General features: G+C 55.0%; 18 protein-coding genes. 6 read left to right on the top strand and 12 right to left on the bottom strand.

Annotated elements, in window-relative coordinates; translation table 11 throughout:
* Positions 1-143: 143 nt before the first annotated feature.
* On the bottom strand, positions 144-911 hold the full coding sequence (locus ACCW76_RS06535; RefSeq protein WP_045832287.1) for a YdcF family protein: 768 nt from the start codon (positions 909-911) through the stop codon (positions 144-146).
* A 99-nt stretch (positions 912-1,010) separates the two neighbouring features.
* Between ACCW76_RS06535 and ACCW76_RS06540 the strand changes: the two genes are divergently transcribed.
* Entirely contained in the window at positions 1,011-2,078 is a 1,068-nt protein-coding gene (locus ACCW76_RS06540) for a LacI family DNA-binding transcriptional regulator (RefSeq protein WP_436338080.1), read from the top strand.
* A gap of 102 nt (positions 2,079-2,180) precedes the next feature.
* On the opposite strand, the gene tmaR is transcribed toward ACCW76_RS06540, so the two are convergent.
* From tmaR to dacD, 4 genes are all read right to left on the bottom strand, one after another.
* Complete coding sequence (gene tmaR, locus ACCW76_RS06545) at positions 2,181-2,501, bottom strand: PTS system regulator TmaR (protein WP_034824689.1); 321 nt, start codon at positions 2,499-2,501, stop codon at positions 2,181-2,183.
* Between the two features lie 284 nt (positions 2,502-2,785).
* Entirely contained in the window at positions 2,786-3,844 is a 1,059-nt protein-coding gene (locus ACCW76_RS06550; protein ID WP_034824691.1) for an FUSC family protein, read from the bottom strand.
* Positions 3,845-4,003: 159 nt separating this feature from the next.
* Positions 4,004-4,468 (bottom strand): GyrI-like domain-containing protein, encoded by a 465-nt coding sequence (locus ACCW76_RS06555; protein WP_436338081.1) that lies wholly within the window; start codon positions 4,466-4,468, stop codon positions 4,004-4,006.
* Between the two features lie 88 nt (positions 4,469-4,556).
* Positions 4,557-5,723, bottom strand: coding sequence for a serine-type D-Ala-D-Ala carboxypeptidase DacD (gene dacD, locus ACCW76_RS06560; RefSeq protein WP_436338082.1), 1,167 nt, complete (start codon positions 5,721-5,723; stop codon positions 4,557-4,559).
* A 200-nt stretch (positions 5,724-5,923) separates the two neighbouring features.
* On the opposite strand from dacD, the gene sbcB reads away from it, so the two are divergent.
* Positions 5,924-7,345, top strand: coding sequence for an exodeoxyribonuclease I (gene sbcB / locus ACCW76_RS06565; protein ID WP_436338083.1), 1,422 nt, complete (start codon positions 5,924-5,926; stop codon positions 7,343-7,345).
* A gap of 257 nt (positions 7,346-7,602) precedes the next feature.
* On the opposite strand, the gene ACCW76_RS06570 is transcribed toward sbcB, so the two are convergent.
* The 5 genes from ACCW76_RS06570 to ltnD all read right to left on the bottom strand — a co-directional run bounded on the left by ACCW76_RS06570 (position 7,603) and on the right by ltnD (position 12,645).
* A complete protein-coding gene (locus ACCW76_RS06570; RefSeq protein ID WP_045832291.1) occupies positions 7,603-8,955 on the bottom strand; it encodes a GntP family transporter in 1,353 nt (450 codons plus the stop codon).
* A 117-nt stretch (positions 8,956-9,072) separates the two neighbouring features.
* Positions 9,073-9,852: an HPr family phosphocarrier protein gene (locus ACCW76_RS06575; RefSeq protein WP_436338084.1), complete on the bottom strand. Its 780-nt coding sequence runs from the start codon at positions 9,850-9,852 to the stop codon at positions 9,073-9,075.
* The gene (gene otnC / locus ACCW76_RS06580; RefSeq protein ID WP_038646045.1) at positions 9,852-10,478 is read right to left on the bottom strand and encodes a 3-oxo-tetronate 4-phosphate decarboxylase; all 627 of its coding nucleotides are present in this window, start codon (positions 10,476-10,478) and stop codon (positions 9,852-9,854) included. The genes ACCW76_RS06575 and otnC overlap by 1 nt, the downstream gene beginning before the upstream one ends.
* Entirely contained in the window at positions 10,475-11,734 is a 1,260-nt protein-coding gene (otnK, locus tag ACCW76_RS06585) for a 3-oxo-tetronate kinase (protein ID WP_436338085.1), read from the bottom strand. The genes otnC and otnK overlap by 4 nt, the downstream gene beginning before the upstream one ends.
* A 2-nt stretch (positions 11,735-11,736) precedes the next feature.
* Entirely contained in the window at positions 11,737-12,645 is a 909-nt protein-coding gene (gene ltnD, locus ACCW76_RS06590; RefSeq protein WP_436338086.1) for an L-threonate dehydrogenase, read from the bottom strand.
* A 259-nt stretch (positions 12,646-12,904) separates the two neighbouring features.
* Here ltnD and ygbI point away from each other — a divergent pair, with 259 nt between their 5' ends.
* Positions 12,905-13,666, top strand: a complete 762-nt coding sequence (gene ygbI / locus ACCW76_RS06595; RefSeq protein ID WP_045815211.1) for a DNA-binding transcriptional repressor YgbI — start codon at positions 12,905-12,907, stop codon at positions 13,664-13,666.
* Positions 13,667-13,757: 91 nt separating this feature from the next.
* On the opposite strand, the gene ACCW76_RS06600 is transcribed toward ygbI, so the two are convergent.
* The gene (locus ACCW76_RS06600) at positions 13,758-15,113 is read right to left on the bottom strand and encodes an APC family permease (protein ID WP_038646033.1); all 1,356 of its coding nucleotides are present in this window, start codon (positions 15,111-15,113) and stop codon (positions 13,758-13,760) included.
* 358 nt (positions 15,114-15,471) lie between these two features.
* Positions 15,472-16,887, bottom strand: coding sequence for a glutamine synthetase family protein (locus tag ACCW76_RS06605; RefSeq protein ID WP_038646030.1), 1,416 nt, complete (start codon positions 16,885-16,887; stop codon positions 15,472-15,474).
* Between the two features lie 213 nt (positions 16,888-17,100).
* Here ACCW76_RS06605 and puuD point away from each other — a divergent pair, with 213 nt between their 5' ends.
* From puuD to ACCW76_RS06620, 3 genes are read left to right on the top strand one after another with little or no spacing between them, the layout of a single operon-like run.
* On the top strand, positions 17,101-17,865 hold the full coding sequence (puuD, locus tag ACCW76_RS06610; protein WP_436338087.1) for a gamma-glutamyl-gamma-aminobutyrate hydrolase: 765 nt from the start codon (positions 17,101-17,103) through the stop codon (positions 17,863-17,865).
* A complete protein-coding gene (gene puuR / locus ACCW76_RS06615) occupies positions 17,862-18,419 on the top strand; it encodes an HTH-type transcriptional regulator PuuR (protein ID WP_034824711.1) in 558 nt (185 codons plus the stop codon). Before puuD ends, puuR begins: the two co-directional genes overlap by 4 nt.
* 24 nt (positions 18,420-18,443) lie before the next feature.
* Positions 18,444-19,721 (top strand): NAD(P)/FAD-dependent oxidoreductase, encoded by a 1,278-nt coding sequence (locus ACCW76_RS06620; protein WP_436338088.1) that lies wholly within the window; start codon positions 18,444-18,446, stop codon positions 19,719-19,721.
* The last annotated feature ends 64 nt before the right edge of the window (positions 19,722-19,785 follow it).

The following is a 19,785-nucleotide window of genomic DNA, read 5'->3' on the forward strand; positions in this document are numbered from 1 at the left end:
GTTTTCGGGCCAGGTGCGCATAAAAGCGCACCTTTGCGCGGTTTGTAAGGTCGCTGTTGCTGGTGACCTGATGGTTAACATCCGTCGTACAACATGCACACCCTACGGGGATTGTTGGGCCACTGTGGGTGGTGGCCTGATGTTCAAAGACGCGACTGCACGCCTTTCAGTTGCATCAAGCGCTGCCAGCCTGCTTCAACCTCATCCGGGATATCCACATGCCCGAGGAAACCTTTGCCGCGCGGACCGTAGCCGTTTTCATCATCGCGCAGGCGCTGGATCTCACCCATCAGCAGCGAGAGAAAACGCTCCATCGACCACAACCCTTGCGGCGGCGCACCGATAATGCGCAGCATACCGGCATCCATCATCACCTGCGGAACAAACACCGGCCAGCTGATAAATTCAGGCGCATCGGTGCGGTCGCGCCACTGGTAGCGGAAGGTTTCCCAGGTGCGTCGCTGCATCAGTGGGTCCTGCACCAGCAGCACATGCTGCGGCTGCCACTTCTGCTCATCCAGCAGTTTTTGGCTGAAGGCGGCATTCTCACCACAGTTGCGTGAGGCGGTTTCCAGCAGCAACTGATCGTCCGGCAGTGCGGCAAACACCCGCGCCATGTCGCCCAGCAACTCTGCTTCGCTTTTGCCTTGGGTAGAAATCTGACGATAAAGCGGATGATTAGCGATCATCTCCGCCAGTAGCACCGTGGAATGACCGATACCGCCGCTGATCATCAGAGGCAGCTGATACTTCTTCGCCAGCGCAATCACACCTTCAACGTTGGGCAGTACCGCGTGACCGGCAAGAATTGCCAAATCAACCTCGAGCGTGCCATCTGTCGGCATGTGGTCAAGCGCCAGCCAGGCCGCAAGCGTATTGATATCCTGAATCTGTTGGCTATTGAGCTGCATCGCGTTCTCCTCGCATTAACACTGGCAGTGTAGCGGCTTAACTCCGCGACAGCAGAGAAAAATTTGCTACACTCGCCGCTATCAGATTCAGGAGAGTTTATGACTGCGCGTTCCGTTACCCTCGATGATGTCGCTGCACTGGCGGGGGTTTCCTACCAGACCGTTTCCCGTGTGCTCAACCATTCCGTGCAGGTTTCGCCACGCACGCGCGCCAAAGTCGAAGCCGCGATGCAACAGCTGAACTATGTGCCCAACCGCGTGGCACAGCAGCTGGCAGGAAAAGCCACGCGCACGCTGGGGCTGGCAACCAGCGATCTGGCATTGATGGCCCCGGCACAGATTGCCTCTGCGATCCATGAACGTGCCGCCGCACAGGGTTACCATCTGGTGATCGCCATGGCGAATACGGCCGGAAATGCCCAGGACACGGTGAATGAACTGCTGGCGCAGCGCGTTGATGCGCTACTCATCAACCTGCCGCTCGATGCTGAACAGGCGGCGCAGGTGCAGCAGCAGTGCGGCAGTAAGCCTGTGCTGTTTCTCGATGTTGAACAACATGCTGCTGTCAGCCAGTGCCAGTATCAGAGTGAATCGGGTGCGCAGCAGGCAGTAGAGCATCTCATCGCGTTGGGCCACCAGCAGATTGGCGTGCTGAATGGGCCTGAAAGTTCGGCTTCGGCGCGTGCGCGCTTCACTGCATGGCAACGGGCGTTATCGTCACACCAGTTGCAGCCGATATGCGTATTGCATGGTGACTGGAGTGCGGCATCCGGATATCACGCGCTATTGCAGTTGCTGCCGGATCGCCTGCCACAGGCTCTGCTGGTGGCGAACGATCAGATGGCGCTTGGGGCGATGCGTGCACTGCACCAACACGGCGTGAAGATTCCTGGAGAGATGTCGATTATTGGTTATGACGACACTGCCGAGAGTGCGTGGTATCAGCCGCCGCTCACCACCGTGCGTCAGGATTTGCAGCAGTTGGGGGCGGTATCTGTGGACCGCTTGTTGGCGGAACTGGCCGGAGAAGCGGTACAGCCCCTGCCGCTGGTAACCGAGCTGGTATTGCGCGAAACAACAGCTGCGCCGACGCAAGGCGATGTGGATATGGCGGAGATCGCCGGTCAGTTGCAGGCATTAGCGCGACAATTAAAACCCAAAGCCTGACCAGGTTAAAGCAGTACAGGCTACTGCGCATGCCGCGGCAGGCAATGCAGAATGAAAGCCGTTACGCTGCAAAAAATTTGGGACCTTACGGTCCCAACATTTTTACTGCGGCTTTGGTTCACCCATCGCTTTCAACTTCTTCGACAGCTCGCGACGCTCTTTCGACAAGTCAGCATTTTTGATGATGTACTCATCGACGCGGTCTTCATAGTCCACACGCATGGATGCAATGATTTCCTGAATCGCCTCAACGCTCATGCCTGGTTTGATGTACTCGCTCAGGTTGTCCAGCAGCAACACACGTTTCTGGTTATCACGGACTTTCTTCTCGTTATCCACGATTTCGCGCTGCAGTTTGTTTTTACGACGAAACATACGTACAAACTCCAGCACGTCCTGAAATGATTGCTTGGCATTTTCCATGTTGGCACCTTTCTTTGAGCCTGCCGCGGCAGGCGGAATAGTCATACACCCTAGATAGTTCAAGGCGCAGGAAGGCAGCAAATGTACACATCCCCGCGAGCTTACATCAGTAAGTGACCGGGGTGTGTGAATGTAGCTAACGCACCTGCGTCTTGAAGTATGACGGGTGAGCTACAGCTTAGCGGCTTGCTAGCTGAGTTCGCAATTTTCACAGCTAATTTCGGACAGGCACTTATCTTAGCGCAAAGAAAGGGTGATTCACATTAAGTCATTGCCTGAGAAAACTATTTGCGCAGTGCCAGACGGACCAGGTCCGTAATGCGCTCCAGTTGACGCGCCTGTTCCAGACTCAACCACACGTAGCCATAGATCGCCGTGGTCTCTAAGCGCCCGCTGCGGTTGGCAATCAACTGCTCCAGCTCCTGGGTGATCTCTTCCAACTCATGGCTGTTGGCGATCACGCCTTCCGTCTCCCCTTTCACCATCAATGTGGCCAGCGCGTTCAACGTGTCTTCAGTCATTTTCTGACTGCGGCGCAGCGTCGGGGCATTGAGCAGCAACAGGTGACTCTCACGTGATGACCACCATGCATCAATTTGCATCTGCATCGTGTTAACCATATTACGGTTGATGGTCTGAATCGCTTCAAACACCGATTTAGGAATGCGCGTCTCTTTGCTGGCCGGTTCCAGCAGTGCGCGCATCTTAATGACGCTGGTCAGCTGTTTCTGGAATGGTTTGTTTAGTCTGGGTTTTTCCAGCAGGTTAGCGGAAAAGCCGGTGTGATGCAGTTTCGCCATCGCCAGAAATGAATCGGACAACTGAATGCGCCAGTGTGTATAGGCGCGCTGAGCGAGAATCGCACTAAACAGCAGCGCCATAATCGAACCCAGGATCACATCGCCGCCACGCCACAGCGCCACGGTGAAGTCACCGGCCGGTGCACCCACTACCACGCCGAGCGTGATACCAATCAACAGCGCCATATAAGGGTGCTTACCCAGCGTCAGATAGCCGCAAATAATCATCACCACGAAGCACCATGACAGCATCATCGGCAGCGAGATCAGCTCCAGTTTCAGAGCAATCAAACCCGATGCCAGCCCGGCAAAAGTGCCGCTGATACGTTGGATCACGCGCGGAAACACATTGCCCCAGGTCGAGATCGGCCCCATCACCACCACCAGGGTGATCAGCGGCCAGGTTCCTTCCGGAATATCCGTCAAACGCACAAACAGAAAACAGAGCACGAAGGCAATAGCGATGCGCACGCCGTGCACAGCGCGATAGTGGCGGTAGAACCAGAACTCAATGGCAGAGATGGGTTTGTCGGCGCGTAACATGGTGGTCCGGAAACGATAAAAATTTGCGCGCTATGTTACCCTGGCACGGCACGAACATTGAGTGCTGCGCAGCACTATTTCCGCTCTTTTTTTACGATTCAACAAGTGCGCTACATCTTATTTTCTCTTATGAAACATCGAGGTAACGCACTGATGATATTAGTCGGCTGAACGCACTGGAATGTACATGTCCACCAGCCAGTCGCCACTGTCGGAGCCGTCGGACAGGTAGTGTTCGAAGCAAGGGCGATTATCCACCTGCCAGTCGGTTTCCGTCTTGAGGTGATCAAACAGGCTGTGCCAGGCGGTGAAGAAATCGTTATTCATCACTTCCATGCGCGCATGAAAATATGGCCCGCCGGGTAGCAACCCTTGTTCGATGTCGTCGCCATAGGAGGGCACCGCATCGGCAGGCGCGGTGATCACCGTTTCAACCCGCAGTTCTTCCGGCGGCAGAACTTCAGGATTGCCGTAATAGATGGCCAGCCACTCGCCTGTCATACCATGCTGCTCGACCCAGCTTTTAAGCTGGTTAAACCCACGCGGCACGGTTTCCTGCCACGGCCCCTGTAGATGGTAGCCCAGCCAGCTTTGAGGATTGCGTTCAACGATAGATGCTTTCATACCTTTGCCTCCGTTCAGCAGCAGAAAGCTTCACTGTTTCACTCCCATGCTGTTGTGCCATGGGAGCGACTCAGCTATCCGCTGCGGATTACAATTTCTGTTTTACGTAGTCACTGATACGCGTGATGATGCCGGCTTTATCCACACCTTGTAAGGCATACAGCGGATAGCTCGCCAACTGCTTATCTTTATCCATCACCTGGATTTCACCCACCTGCTCACCGGCTTTCAGCGGTGCTTCCAGGTCTTTACGCTCAATCACATATTTCGCCATGACGTTTGAAACTTCGGTGCGCGGCAGAGACAGATAAATATCCTGAGTGGTGCCGACATCCACTTTGTGCGGATTGCCGTACCAGACGTTTTCGGTGCCGATTTTCTTACCTGCATGGAACAGTTGCACGGTATCGAAGTTGTTCTGGCCCCACACCAGCAATTTACGCGCCTGCTCTTCACGCCCTTTCGAGCTCTTACCGCCCATGATCACCGCAATCAGGCGATGACGACCAACAATGTTCGACGCGATGATGTTGAAACCTGCCGTTTCAGTATGGCCTGTTTTCATGCCATCAACGTGAAGGTTTTGATCCCATAACAAACCGTTACGGTTATTTTGCGTAATCCCGTTCCAGCTTAGGGTTTTCTCCGCGTACATGGCGTAGAAATCCTGCTCACCATTGATGATGGCACGCGACAGCACCGCCAAATCACGCGCGGTGGTGTGCTGGCCGGGTGCATCCAGGCCGTGCACGGTTTCAAAATGGGTATGCGCCAGACCGAGCTTCTGTACGTAGTTGTTCATCATATTGACGAAGCTGTCCTGGCTGCCCGCCACATAATCCGCCAGCGCCACACAGGCGTCGTTGCCGGAGTCGATGATTACGCCACGCATCAGATCGCGTACCGTCACTTTATCGCCGGGCTTGAGGAACATCAGTGAGGAGCCTTTGAACACCGGATTACCCGCAGCCCAGGCATCCTTACCGACAGTGACCACATCGTCACGGGTGATTTTTTTCTGATCAACCGCGCGATCCACCACGTAGCCGGTCATCAGCTTGGTGAGGCTGGCCGGATTACGCTCTTCATCGGGATTGCCGGCGGTGAGGATCTGGCCCGTGGTCGCGTCCATCAGCACCCACGAAGCCGCATCGATCGGCGGAGGTGTCATCGGGAATGGCATGCTGTCGTCAGCGTGTGCCAGTGATGCCCAAACAATCATTCCAGATACAGTTACCAGCAGACGCCTTTTCAACACTTCTTCCTCAAATCAAAAAATGAATTTACCGCCGCACGTTTTACGGCAATTAGCGCCTGGATAGTTGAATAAATTGAAAAAAAGTATGAACTGCGGACAAATGCTGTGTGCCTGCCCGCAGCAGCGGTAAACAAGGTTGTGCTGCCTGCTGCACACGACTATTCTGTGCGTTGATTTTCTATTGCCAGGATACTGCCGTGCCCGCCTCTGAGTTCACCTTCTTGTTTCACGATTACGAGACCTTCGGTAAAAGTCCCTCACTGGACCGTCCGGCGCAGTTTGCCGGGCTGCGCACCGATAAAGATTTCAACGCCGTAGGTGAACCGCAGGTGTTTTACTGCCAGCCCGCCGATGACTATCTGCCGCAGCCGGAAGCGGTGATGATCACCGGCATCACGCCACAGGTCGCTAAAGCGCGCGGCGTAACAGAGACGGCATTTGCTGAACGAATTCATGGGCTGTTTACCGAGCCACAAACCTGTGTGATTGGTTACAACAACGTGCGCTTCGATGATGAAGTGACGCGCAATATCTTCTATCGCAATTTCTTCGATCCTTACGGCTGGAGCTGGCAGAACGGCAATTCACGTTGGGATCTGCTGGATGTGATGCGCGCCTGTTATGCCCTGCGCCCGGAAGGCATTATCTGGCCGGAAAACGATGACGGCTTCCCCAGCTTCAAACTGGAACATCTCACCAAGGCCAACGGCGTGGCGCACGAACAGGCGCACGATGCGATGTCGGATGTGTATGCCACGCTGGCAATGGCGAAACTGGTGAAAGAGAAGCAGCCGAAGTTGTTCGAGTTTCTGTTTACCCATCGCAACAAGCAGAAACTGATGAACCTGATTGATATTCCGCAGATGAAGCCTTTGGTGCACGTCTCCGGCATGTTCGGTGCGGCACGTGGCAACACCAGTTGGGTCGTTCCGCTGGCATGGCATCCGGATAATCGTAATGCGCTGATTGTGGTGGATCTGGCGGGCGATATGTCGCCGTTGCTGGAACTGGATGCGGATGAACTGCGCGAGCGGTTGTATACCAAACAGAGTGAGTTAGGTGACCGCGCAGCAGTGCCGATTAAGCTGGTGCACATTAATAAATGCCCGGTGTTAGCCCCGGGGAATACCTTACGTCCTGAAGATGCTGCACGCCTGAATATAGATCGTGAGCGCTGTCTGGCGAACCTGGCGTTGCTGCGTCAGCATGCCGAAGTGCGCGAGAAAGCAGTGACGCTGTTTGCTGAAGCGGAGCCGTTCAAACCTTCCGATGATGTCGATGCGCAACTGTATGACGGCTTCTTTAGCGATGCGGATCGTGCGGCAATGAACATTGTGCGTCAGACGCCGCCGCAGAATCTACCGGCACTGGATTTGACCTTCGACGATAAACGTATTGCGAAACTGCTGTTCCGCTATCGTGCGCGTAACTTCCCCGGCACGCTGGATGATCACGAGCAGCAGCGTTGGTTGCAGCATCGCCGTGAAGCACTGAATGCCGATCGCGTGCAGGCGTTCCTGTTAGAGCTGGAGTCGTTAGCGAGCTTGCATGAGGATAATGCGGAGAAGATGGCGCAGCTGAAAGCGTTGTATCTGTATGCGCAGGAGTTGGTGTCTTAAAGGTTGCCAGGTGGGTATCAATTCGTTATCCGCCCAGCAAGTGCGCATAAATGCGTTATTCGAATCAGTGCATCATGCGACAGGTATGCATAAATGCGTCATTCGAATCGGTGCACCATTCGACCCGATACCCATAAATTCGTCATTCGAATCGGTGCACCATTTAACCCGGTACGCATTTATGCGTACCGGGTTAAATACGCACTCATTGGCTTAAGTAAGCGGCATTACGCCATTTATGACGACCGCTTAATACCTTAAATCATCCCCCACACCAGCCAGGTCAGCGCAAAGCCACTTAACCCCATCAGCGTGGTGAGTACGGTCCAGGTCTTAAGGCCATCGGCGACTGACAGCCCCAGATAGCGCGTTACCACCCAGAAACCGGCATCGTTAACGTGGGACAAGCCCAGGCCACCGAAGCACGCAGCCAATGTGACCAGCACGCGCTGCATATCGGTCACATCGCCCACCGCCTGACTCAACAAGCCGCTGGTGGTCAAAATCGCCACAGTGGCCGATCCCTGAGACGCACGCAGTGCCAGTGACAAGATAAAAGCAGCGGGCACCAGAGGCAGATGCAGGGTTTCCAGCGTCACCGCCAGGGCTTTACCGACACCGGATTCCACCAACACTTTACCGAATGCACCGCCCGCACCGGCGACCAGAATCACGCTGGCTGAACTTGGAATCGCGCGTCCAGTTAAGTCTTCCAGCTTCTCTTTACTCCAGCCGCGACGCACGCCCAGCAGCCATGCCGCCAGTGCCAGCGCAATCAGCAACGCAATCGGCGGATTGCCAATCACCGTCATCACGTCACGCAGAATGCTGCCTTCCGCCAGCATGGTGTGCGCCAGCGTACCCAATACGATCAGCACAATCGGCACGACAATCAGACCCGCGATGGTCATCGCACCCGGTGGTGGCACTTCGCTTTTTGGCGTGCCTTCAGGTTTTGCCAGCTGTAACTGCTCAAGTACATCCACTGAGAGGTGGTATTGACGCAGGTTCATCGCTTTTGCCACGTAATAGCCGACGATACCCACCGGGATTGAAATCAGGATGCCGAGCATCATTAACCAGCCCATGTCGGTATGCAGAATGCCGGCTGCGGCGGCTGCGCCTGGGTGTGTCGGCAACGCTACGTGCACGGTCAACATCACACCCGCCATCGGTAAACCGAATTTCAGCGGTGAGACGCGCGCCACTTTGGTAAAGCCGTAAATCAGCGGGATCACAATGATAAAGCCGACTTCAAAGAATACCGGAATACCCAGGATGAATGCCGCCATGGTCAGGGCTGCGACGGTACGTTTGATACCGAGCGACTTACTGAAGCGCTGCGCCAGTGATTCGGCACCGCCCGAGGCTTCAATCACTGCGCCGAGCATCGCCCCCAACACGATGATAATGGTGATATGACCCAGCAGGTTGCCCATGCCGCTAAAGATGGTTTCCATGATTTTATCAGCCGGAATCCCGGTACTGATGGCGACGATCAGACTGACAATCAGTAAAGCAACAAACGGATGGACTTTGGCTTTTATCACCAGCAGCAGCAATATCACAATGCTGGCTGTCGCAATAGCGAGCAGTAACGCGGTAGACATGATAAACCTCTAATTATATTAGTATATTTTGGGTACAGCTTTCTCTGGTATTGACGGATTCAGGCAATTTTTCCCCGCACAGGGCGTAAAGGCCCTGTGCAGGTCGGTACAACAAAGTTATTTCGCGTACGGTGCGAACCAGCCGAGGCCCGCTTCGGTGCGACCGCGTGGAAAGTATTCGCAGCCGACCCAACCGTCATAGCCCACTTCATCGAGCAGGTTAAACAGGTACGGATAGTTGATCTCGCCTTCGTCTGGTTCGTGACGATGCGGCGCAGAAGCGATCTGAATATGGCGATAACGCCCGGCGTACTCGCGAATCAGATGACTGAGGTTGCCGTCTACCAATTGCGCATGGAACAGATCCAACTGCGTAAACACGTTAGGACGATCGATACGTTCCATCATCGCCAGCGTTTGATACTGGCTGGAGTAGAGGTAATTCGGTTTCGTCACCGGATTGAGCGCTTCCAGCAGCAGGCGAATACCGTGTGGCGCAAAACGCTCAGCGGCGTAGTGCATATTGCGCACGAAGGTCTCTTCGTATGCAGCGTGGTCGGCACCTTCAGGCACCGTTGCCGCCATCACATGCACCTGTGGGCAGTTGAGCGCCAGCGCATATTCCAGCGCACGATCGATATCGGCACGCGCCTCTTCTTCACGTCCTGGAATCGCCGACACGCCCCACTCACCCGCCTGCACGTTCCCGGCAGCGGTGTTGAACAGCACCAGGTCCAGTTGATGTTTCTCCAGCTCAGCGTTGATCACCTCAGCCGGATAGTCGTACGGGAACAGGAACTCCACCGCACGGAAACCGGCGTTAGCCGCTGCGGCAAAGCGTTCAATAAACGGTAATTCGCCGAACTGCGTAGATAAATTGGCTGCAAACTTAGGCATCAGTAATTCCTCAATTCCGCCACTTCGCTATCGGTAAGATAACGAATTGAGCGGTCGCCGAGCGTGAACATCAGACGCGCGGTCTCTTCCAGTTCTTCAGTGTTATTGGCCGCTTCTCGCAACGATTTTCCGACCACTACCGGGCCGTGATTGGCCAGTAGAAAAGCGTTGTAACGTGGCGCGAGCTGCGCCAGATCTTCGGCCAGGCGATCGTCACCCGGTTTGTAATACGGCACCACGGGCACATCGCCCACGCGCATCACCACATAGGGCGTGAACGGGCGAATGCAGTTTTCGCTGTCGAGATCGTTGAGGCACGAAAGCGCGGTCAGATAGTGACTGTGCAGGTGCACCACCGCTTTGCAGGCGGGATTGTTCAGATAAAGCGCGCGGTGAAACGCCACTTCCTTAGAAGGCTTGTCACCGGAAATCCACTCGCCCTGCATCGTCACTTTTGACAGGCGGTCGGCCTGCAATTCGCCAAGGCAAGAACCGGTGGGGGTCGCCAGCAGATTGCCATCTTCCAGCAACAGTGAAAGATTACCGGCTGAACCGGTAGCGTATCCGCGCTGGAAGAAGGACGCGCCCAGTTGCACCATCTCTTCGCGTGCTTGTTGTTCGGTCATGCTGAAAACTCCGTTTGTGCGCGGGCAAAGAATTGTTCGTCACCAAAGTTGCCCGACTTCAGGGCCAGCGACAGCGGCTGCTGGATGTCGCGCACCCACGGCACCCCAGGGGAAATCATCGGGCCGATATGGAACGCCGTTACGCCCAGGCTCTGTGCAACCACGCCAGAGGTTTCGCCCCCGGCGACGATAAAGCGCTGCCAGCCCCGTGATTTCAGCTCACGGGTGACGGCGGCAAACAAATGCTCAACCGCTTCACTGCTGCGTGCCGCGCCATATTGCTGCTGGATCGCCTGCAATTGCTGTGCATCCGCGGTGGCAAACAGCAGTGGTGCCAAAGGCTGCTCGTTATTCGCTGCCACCCAATCACACAGCTCCTGCGCGTAAGCTTGCGCATCGCCGAGGCAGCGCTCAACCAACACCTCGTGCGATGGCGCTTGCTGGCGATAGGCCTGAACCTGACGATTGGTCATCTGCGAGCAAGAGCCAGAAATCACCACTGCACGATCGCCTTGTGGACGACCCGCTTGCTCGGCATCGCTGTTTTGCTGTTGGGTGGCCCAGGCGCGTGCGATACCAATCGCCAGACCCGAACCGCCGGTGACCAGTACTGTCTCTTTCAGGGCTTCACCTTGTGTCAACAGATGCTGTTCGTTCAGTGCATCCAGCACCACATAGTTGATGCCCTGTGCTTTCAGCACATTCAGTTGTTCACGCACCGCGGCCGCGCCTTTATCGAGCTGTGCAGCATTGATCACCGCCGCCTGCCCTTTCGCCTGGCGTGTCATCAGACGCACCAGATTGCTGTCGGTCATTGGTGTCACCGGATGATGACGCATGCCCGATTCAGACAGCAGCTGGTCGGCAACAAACAGATAGCCCTGATACACCGTGCGGCCATTCACTGGCAGCGCTGGGGAGATCACCGTCTGCGTTTCCCCCAGTGCGGCCAACAAGGCATCGGTCACCGGGCCGATATTGCCGTGTTCGGTGCTGTCGAAGGTCGAGCAGTATTTGAAATAGAATCGATCGCAGCCTTGCTGCTGCAGCCAGGCGAGCGCTGCCAGTGACTGATCAATCGCCTGCTGCGCCGGGCAAGAGCGTGACTTCAGGCTAATGACAATCGCCTGCGCGCTCACATCGCCATGACTTTGCGGCACGCCGTTGAATTGAATCGTGGGCAAACCGTTTTGCACCAGGAAGCTGGCAATGTCCGTTGCACCGGTAAAGTCGTCTGCAATCACGCCTAAACGCATGGTTACTTCTCCTTTAACGCTGGCAGCGTGATGCCGCTGAAAATCTTGATGACTGCGCTGTCGTCTTCGCGGCCGTGGCCTGCATTACTCGCTTCGGTAAACATGTTGAGTGCAGTGGAAGCCAGCGGCAGCGGGAAATGCAACGATTTGGCAGTATCGGCCACCAGGTTAAGATCTTTCACAAAGATATCGACGGCAGATTTTGGTGAGTAGTCACCGTCCACCACATGACGCATGCGGTTCTCAAACATCCACGAGTTGCCCGCAGCGTTAGTGACCACGTCGTACATGGTGTCGAGTGGGATGCCTGCGCGCGCAGCCAGCGCCATCGCTTCAGCACCTACCGCAATATGAACACCCGCCAGCAGTTGGTGAATGATTTTCACCGTTGATCCCAGGCCAATTTCGCTGCCCACGCGATACACTTTGGCGGCAACCGCATCCAGTACCGGCTTCAGCAGGGCAAAGGCTTCATCGCTGCCGGACGCCATCACCGTCATCTCGCCGATCGCCGCTTTTGCTGCGCCGCCTGAGACCGGCGCATCCAGCATCAGCAGTTGATGTTGGGCCAGCTGCTGTTCAATCGCCTGGGCATCCTGTGAAGAAATGGTAGAAGAGGCCATTACCACAGTACCCGGCTTGAGTTGTGCCGCCAGACCGGTTTCACCAAACAGAATCGCTTTGACCTGCGCGGCGTTGACCACCAACAGCAGCACGGCGTCTAACTCTGCGGCGAAGCTGGCAGCGGAAGTCTGTGCATCGCGCGCACCCGCCTGACGCAGGGTTTCCAGCGCCTGCGGATTTAAATCAACGCCCCAGGTGTTCAATCCAGCGCGAATACAGGACTGCGCTGCGCCCATGCCCATGGAACCCAAACCAATGACGCCAATGTTATTCACGGTTGCTGACACAGCACACCTCCGCTGTTAATTTAAGTGATATTTTGTTCAATGGTGTTAATTCTGCCGCAGTTACTGGCGGAGAAACGTGCGGTAAATCACAAAAATTAACTTACACGCACAACGCATAACATCGATTCACACCACAGCATCCTCACGGGAACGCCCAGTACGGCGGGGTATTTGCTAACATTTCTCTGGGATAATTTGTGCTGCAGGCTGTGAATTGATGCCTTACAATGTGAAAAATTGGTAATTCAGGGAGATCGATGTGATTCCGGTAGAACGTCATCAACAAATTTTAGCGCTGGTTGCCGAACGCGGCGTGGTAAGCATTGCCGAGCTGACCGAGCGTTTGGGCGTTTCGCACATGACCATTCGTCGCGATGTGCAGAAGCTGGAAGAGCAAGGTGCCGTGCTGTCGGTATCGGGCGGCGTGCGCTCGGCCGATCGTCTGGCGGCCGAGCCATCACATCTGGCGAAAACCAGCATGTACAGCAGTGAAAAGATGGCGATTGGTCAGTTTGCCGCGCGCCACATCCCACGCAACAGCTGCATTTATCTCGATGCAGGCACCACGACGCTGGCGCTGGCCCGTGAGTTAGTCGAGCGCGACGATTTGCTGGTGGTCACCAATGATTTCGTGATCGCCCGTTTATTGATGGAGAGCAGCGGCTGCAAACTGATTCACACTGGCGGCACCGTATGCCGTGAGAATCGCTCCAGCGTGGGCGAAGCGGCGGCGAGAAGTCTGCGCATGCTGGCAATTGATATCGCGTTTATTTCTGCCTCCTGCTGGGGGCCACGCGGCTTGTTTACACCGGATGAAGATAAGGTGCCAGTCAAGCTGGCGGCCAGCGATGTCAGCAGTAAACGCGTGCTGCTGAGCGACAGTTCGAAATACAACAAGATTGCCACGCATCTGGCATTACCGCTGGAGCGCTTTGATACCCTGGTGACCGATACAGAATTAAGTAAAGCGGGACGTGAAACACTGAGCGCGGGGAGTTGGGAGCTGGTGCTGGCGGGTTGAGTGTACCGGGATAAAAGCAAAAGGTCGCCAATATGGCGACCTTTTGCATACAACACGAAGTCTTTATCCGCTACGCATTACGCAGCGAAAATTACACTTCTTCGCTGAACTGCGGAACCGGATTGCGGAAGGTGCGAGTAACAAACGCCAGGTAAATAATACCGACCGCTGCCCACACCAGGCCGAGCACCATTGAGGTCTCTTCCAGGTTGATCCACAACGCGCCCACTGTTAAAGCACCCATCACTGGCAACACCAGATAGTTGAGGTGATCTTTCAGCGTCTTGTTACGCTTTTCACGGATCCAGAACTGCGCAATCACTGAGAGGTTGACGAAGGTGAATGCCACCAGCGCACCGAAGTTAATCAGCGCAGTCGCCGTGACCAGGTCGAAGTTAATCGCCAGCAATGCCACAGCGCCGACCAACAGCACGTTCAGTGACGGCGTGCGGTATTTCGGATGCACGAAGCCAAAGAAACGCTGCGGGAACACGCCATCACGGCCCATCACATACATCAGACGGGAAACGCCTGCGTGTGCGGCCATACCAGACGCCAGCACGGTGACCACAGAGAAAATCAGGATGCCAATCTGCAGCGCTTTACCCGCTACAAACAGCATGATTTCAGGCTGTGAAGAGTCCGGATTCTGGAAACGCGAGATGTCCGGGAAGTACAACTGCAGGAAGTAAGACACACCGATAAAGATCACACCACCGATCAGCGCGGTCAGGAAAATCGCGCGCGGGATGGTACGTTCTGCATCTTTGGTCTCTTCTGACAGCGAACTGATGCCATCAAAGCCGAGGAACGAGAAGCACAGAATTGTCGCACCGGTAATCATCGGCACTACGTGAGCATTCTCAGACCAGAAAGGCTTGCTGCTGGTCAGGGTTCCTGCGCCAACACCGTGCGCCACACCGTAAACCACCATACCGGTAATCACCACCATCACGACCACTTGCAGCACGACGATCACGCTGTTGAAGTTGGCAACGGTTTTGATACCGCGGAGGTTAGAGATGGTCATAAAGGCCACCAGCAACACCACGAAAATCCACGATGGAATGCCCGGCACCAGCGTCTCAAAGTAGCTTTTCGCCAGCAGGATGTTGATCATCGGCATGAACAAATAGTCCAGCAGTGATGACCAGCCCACCATAAAGCCGACGTGCGGACTGATAGCCTTCTGAGCATAGGTGTAAGCGGAGCCCGCAGATGGGAAGCGGCGTACCAGCTTGCCGTAGCTCACGGCAGTAAACAGTATCGCGATCAGCGCGAAAGCATAAGCGGTGGCGACGTGGCCGTCGGTCAATCCAGAGACGATACCGAAAGTATCAAACAGGGTCATTGGCTGCATATACGCCAGGCCCATCATGACAACCGGGATCAGAGTCAGGGATTTTTTCAGGTGTGCACGCTGTGGTGCGGAGGTGTTAAGCGACATTGTTCAGGCCCCCAACAGAGGTGATCTGCGGGATACTGCGCAACGTGCTGCAGTGAGAAGTGATATTAGTGTTTGCGATTGTCGCCGCGCCGTAATCATCACGAAAGCGAGAACCAGCTTGCGCTGGTGCAATTGTAAACAGCCCCATCTTTGTTTTCCTCAAATCTCACGCCCAAGCGTGTTGTCAGTATCTATCTATCCGGATGCGTGTCCGGCCTCGGTAATTTGTGTGTGTACTGCAATCTGCAAAAAAATAACCGACGTGATAAGCGTCGGTTATTTTTCGTATTTTGCAGGGCACGTATTCTGCCCCAACTTATGCCATCGGCACAAGACGTTAGCGAAATTCTTCTGCAAGTCAGGCGTTCTTCAGCATCCAGTCAATCTCCGTGGCGGTGATAAGCCGTTCAAACTGCATTAACTCGTTCTGTTTGCAGCTGTGCCACACACCGCTGAAATGCTCGCCCAGCAGTTTTTGCAGTGGATAGCTATTTTCAAATTCATACAGCGCATCACTCTGGCGGACCGGTAATGGCAGCCCTTCCGCCTCATGACCATTGCCCTGCACCGCATGCGGTAAGGGCAGTTGATTATCCAGACCGTGCAAAATACCGGCAAGAATTGTTGACACTACCAGGTAAGGATTTGCATCCGCACCGGCTACGCGATACTCCACGCGGTGGTTATCCACATCGCCACAGGGAATACGTAAAGCAACGGTGCGATTGTTGTGTCCCCATGAAGCCTGCAAGGGCACGTAAGCCTCAGGCAGGAAGCGGCGATAAGCGTTCACGTTCGGTGCCAGCAGCGCCATTGAAGCGGGCATTAAATCGATCATCCCTGCTAACGCGCGTTTTAACAGCGGCGAATCGCTGCCGTCATCGAGAGAGAAAGCGTTGTGATCGGCGGCGTCCAGCATGCTGATGTGCACATGCATGCCACTCCCCGCATACTCTTCATAGGGCTTGGCCATAAAGGTCGCCGTCATGCCGTGATTTTCCGCCACCTGGCGCACCAGACGTTTGAGCAAAATGGCATGATCGCAGGCTTTTAATACATCACGAGTGTGATGCAGGTTGATCTCAAACTGGCCCGGCGAAGCTTCCGCCAGCGCGCCATCAGCAGGAATGCCCTGCTGTTTAGCAATATCGTCGATTTCACGCAAAACATCCGCAAAGTGGTCGAGATTATCGACCGAATAAACCTGACTCTGCATGTTACGTTCGTCGCTGCCCGGTGCACAGGGTGGCTGGATATAGCCTTCCGCATCGCGCTTTTTATCCACCAGATAGAACTCCAGCTCTACCGCTACCACCGGGAATAGCCCTCGATTGCGCAGTTGCTGCCACAAGCGGTTGAGGACATTGCGGGGTTCAACGTCAAAGGGAGTGCCATCTTGGTTACACATCGTGAGCAGCAGTTGCGCAATGCGTTCAGGATCGGCGGCAGAGGGAATTAAGGTTCCGGGAACCGGGATGCAGAGGTTGTCAGGTTCACCCAGGGACTGTCCGAGTCCGGCTTCTTCGACGGTATTACCGAGGATATCCATGGCGAAAACCGAGGCCGGGAAGTAACACCCTTTTTCCAGTTTTGCCAATGCAGCGATGGGAATGCGCTTTCCGCGAAATACCCCATTTAAATCATTTAGAAGAATATCGACATACTGCGTTTCAGGATGGCGTTCCAGCCAGGTTTTGACCTCCAGCTGGAACGCGCTTGTTCGTTTCTCTTCACTGTGCCGCGTGAAGTCTTCTACTTCTACGAGGTTCGTCATGTTCCCACCCGCCCTTTACCGTTTAGTATTGGTTCGCGCAATGCTCAAAATAACAGCCACTCTTCTAACATAGCGCTAACGCAAAAAGTGTGCAAATGTAACAATTCTGTTGGAAGAACGAACAACCGGTTGCTAGATTGACAATATATTGCACACTTTTTAGGCCGGACGCGCAAAAACGGTAAAAATATTGAACAGCAACGCGGAGACGTTATGGGCATTATTTTTGACAAACCCTTGATTGGCGTAGTGATGTGTCAGAACCACATCGGCAGCCATCTCGGACAGACGGTTCACAATAAGTATCTCGATGCCATCGTGCTTGCCGGTGGTGTTCCCTTGCCTTTGCCCCACCAACTGATGCACGCCCCTTATCTATTAGAAAACAGTATGACGCTGCTGGACGGCATTTTACTCACCGGCAGCCCGAGTAATATTGAGCCCTGGCATTATGGCGAAGAGGGTAAAGAGGAACATGCCGATCCGGCACGCGATCGCCTTGCATTTGGTGTGATCACTCATGCAATCGGTAAAAAAATGCCGATATTGGGTATTTGTCGGGGCTTGCAGGAGTTGGTGGTGGCCAACGGGGGTTCCCTGCATCGCCAGCTGCACATGACGCACCTGTTTCAGGAACATCGTGAGGATGATGCGCTACCGCTCGAACAGCAATACGCGCCGGTGCATGAAGTGCAGCCTGAAGCGGAAGGTTTATTGAGCCAGGTGCTGGGCAGCGCGCAATCCTTTGCCGTGAACTCTCTGCATGGACAAGGCATCCGCGAACCCGGCCCGCAGCTGCGTATTGAAGCACGTGCGCCTGATGGGCTGATTGAAGCGGTGAGTTTGCGTCAGCACCCGTTTGCACTTGCGGTACAGTGGCATCCGGAGTGGCATTCCGACCAGGACCCGGCCTCGCAACGCTTGTTCGCGGCTTTTATCCACGCTGCTGTCTGTTATCACAAGGAAAAACAGCCATGAATGATGCCACTCTGGCGCCCGGGCGACGTTTATCGCAAATCCGGCAGGAGATGGGATTGTCTCAGCGTCGCGTCGCTGAGTTGTCAGGACTCACTCACAGTGCCATCAGCACCATTGAGCAGGACAAAGTCAGCCCAGCGCTGAGTACCCTACAGAAACTGCTGAAGGTGTACGGCTTGTCGTTGTCAGAATTTTTCTCGGAGCCCAAGGTGAACAGCACACCGCGCGTTATTGTCCGTCCGGAAGAGTGCGTGGAGATCGGCAGCCTCGGCGTGTCGTTGCGTCTGGTGGAGAACGGCGCTGAAAAACGTGCGCTGGCGATGCTGATTGAACGCTACGAACCGGGTTCCAGCACCGGAGAGAAACTGCGTCACCCTGGCGAAGAGACCGGCACGGTGCTGGAAGGGGAAATCACGCTGGTGGTCAATGGTCAGAGTTATCACCTTTATTGTGGCGAGAGTTATGTGATCGATACCGGCTTGCCGCACAGTTTTACCAATACGTCTGAGCTGCCGTGTCGCATCGTCAGTGCGCACACCCCAGCGAATTTCTGAGTTCACGCGCTAAAGGAGGATGTGATGCAACATGTGGGAAGTTATTACGCAGCAACGGCTAATGCGCATGAGCCGTGGCCCGAACTGCAGGAATCGGTGCAGTGTGATGTCTGTATTATTGGCGGCGGATTTACCGGCCTCTCCTCGGCGCTGTTTCTGACCGAAGCCGGTTATGACGTGGTGCTACTCGAAGCGGCCAGGATTGGTTTCGGAGCCAGCGGTCGTAACGGCGGCCAGGTGGTGAATTCTTACAGCCGCGACGTGGACGTTATCGAACAGCGCTACGGCAAAGACGTGGCGAAGATGCTGGGCAATATGATGTTTGAGGGCGCTGAGATTATTCGCGATCGCATTGATCGTTACGCCATCGCCTGCGATTACCGCCCAGGCGGCATTTTTGCGGCGTTGAATCAGCGCCAGATGGGCCACTTGCGCAGCCAAAAAGCCAACTGGGAGCGCTATGGCAACCATCAATTAGAACTGCTGGATGAGCGCGCGATTCGTCGCGAAGTGGCGACCGATCGCTACGTCGGCGGCTTACTGGATAAGCGCGGCGGGCATCTGCATCCGCTTAATCTGGCGCTGGGTGAAGCCGAAGCAATTCGCCGGCACGGTGGGCGTATCTATGAACAATCCGCTGCGCTTGAAGTAAAATACGGCGAGCCGCATCGGGTAAAGACCGCTAAAGGCGAAGTCACTGCCACCTTTGTGATCTTTGCCGGTAATGCTTATCTCCCCTCACAACTTGAACCGCGCCTAAGCCGTAAAAGCATGCCGTGCGGCTCGCAAATCATCACCACAGAGCCATTAAGCCGCGATCAGGCATTGGGTTTATTGCCGAACAATCACTGCGTCGAAGATTGTAATTACCTGCTGGATTACTTCCGCCTCACCGCCGATAACCGCCTGTTGTATGGCGGCGGCGTGGTGTATGGCGCGCGCGAGCCGGATGATATTGAAGCGCTGATTCGCCCCAAGCTGTTGCGCACCTTCCCGCAGCTGAAGGAGGTGAAATTCAGCCACCGCTGGAGCGGTAACTTCCTGCTGACGCTGTCACGTATGCCACAGTTTGGACAGATCGAGAAGAATGCGTTCTTTATGCAGGGAGATAGCGGACATGGCGTGACCTGTACCCATTTGTCGGGAAGGCTGATTGCCGAGGTGCTGCGCGGACAGGCAGAAAGATTTGATGCCTTTGCCAAATTGCCGCATTTACCGTTTCCCGGCGGCAGGCGGTTTAAAGTGCCACTGACGGCGATGGGCGCAGTGTGGTACGCGTTACGGGATCGGTTGGGGGTTTAGCCGTAACGTATTGTAGCGGCAAAGTTTATTGCGTGGGTTTTGCACAACGCGTGATAAACCTCGC

Origin of the sequence: Pantoea sp. C8B4 (assembly GCF_051336905.1) — a bacterium.
In the GTDB taxonomy this organism is placed as follows: Bacteria; Pseudomonadota; Gammaproteobacteria; order Enterobacterales; family Enterobacteriaceae; genus Pantoea; species Pantoea rwandensis_B.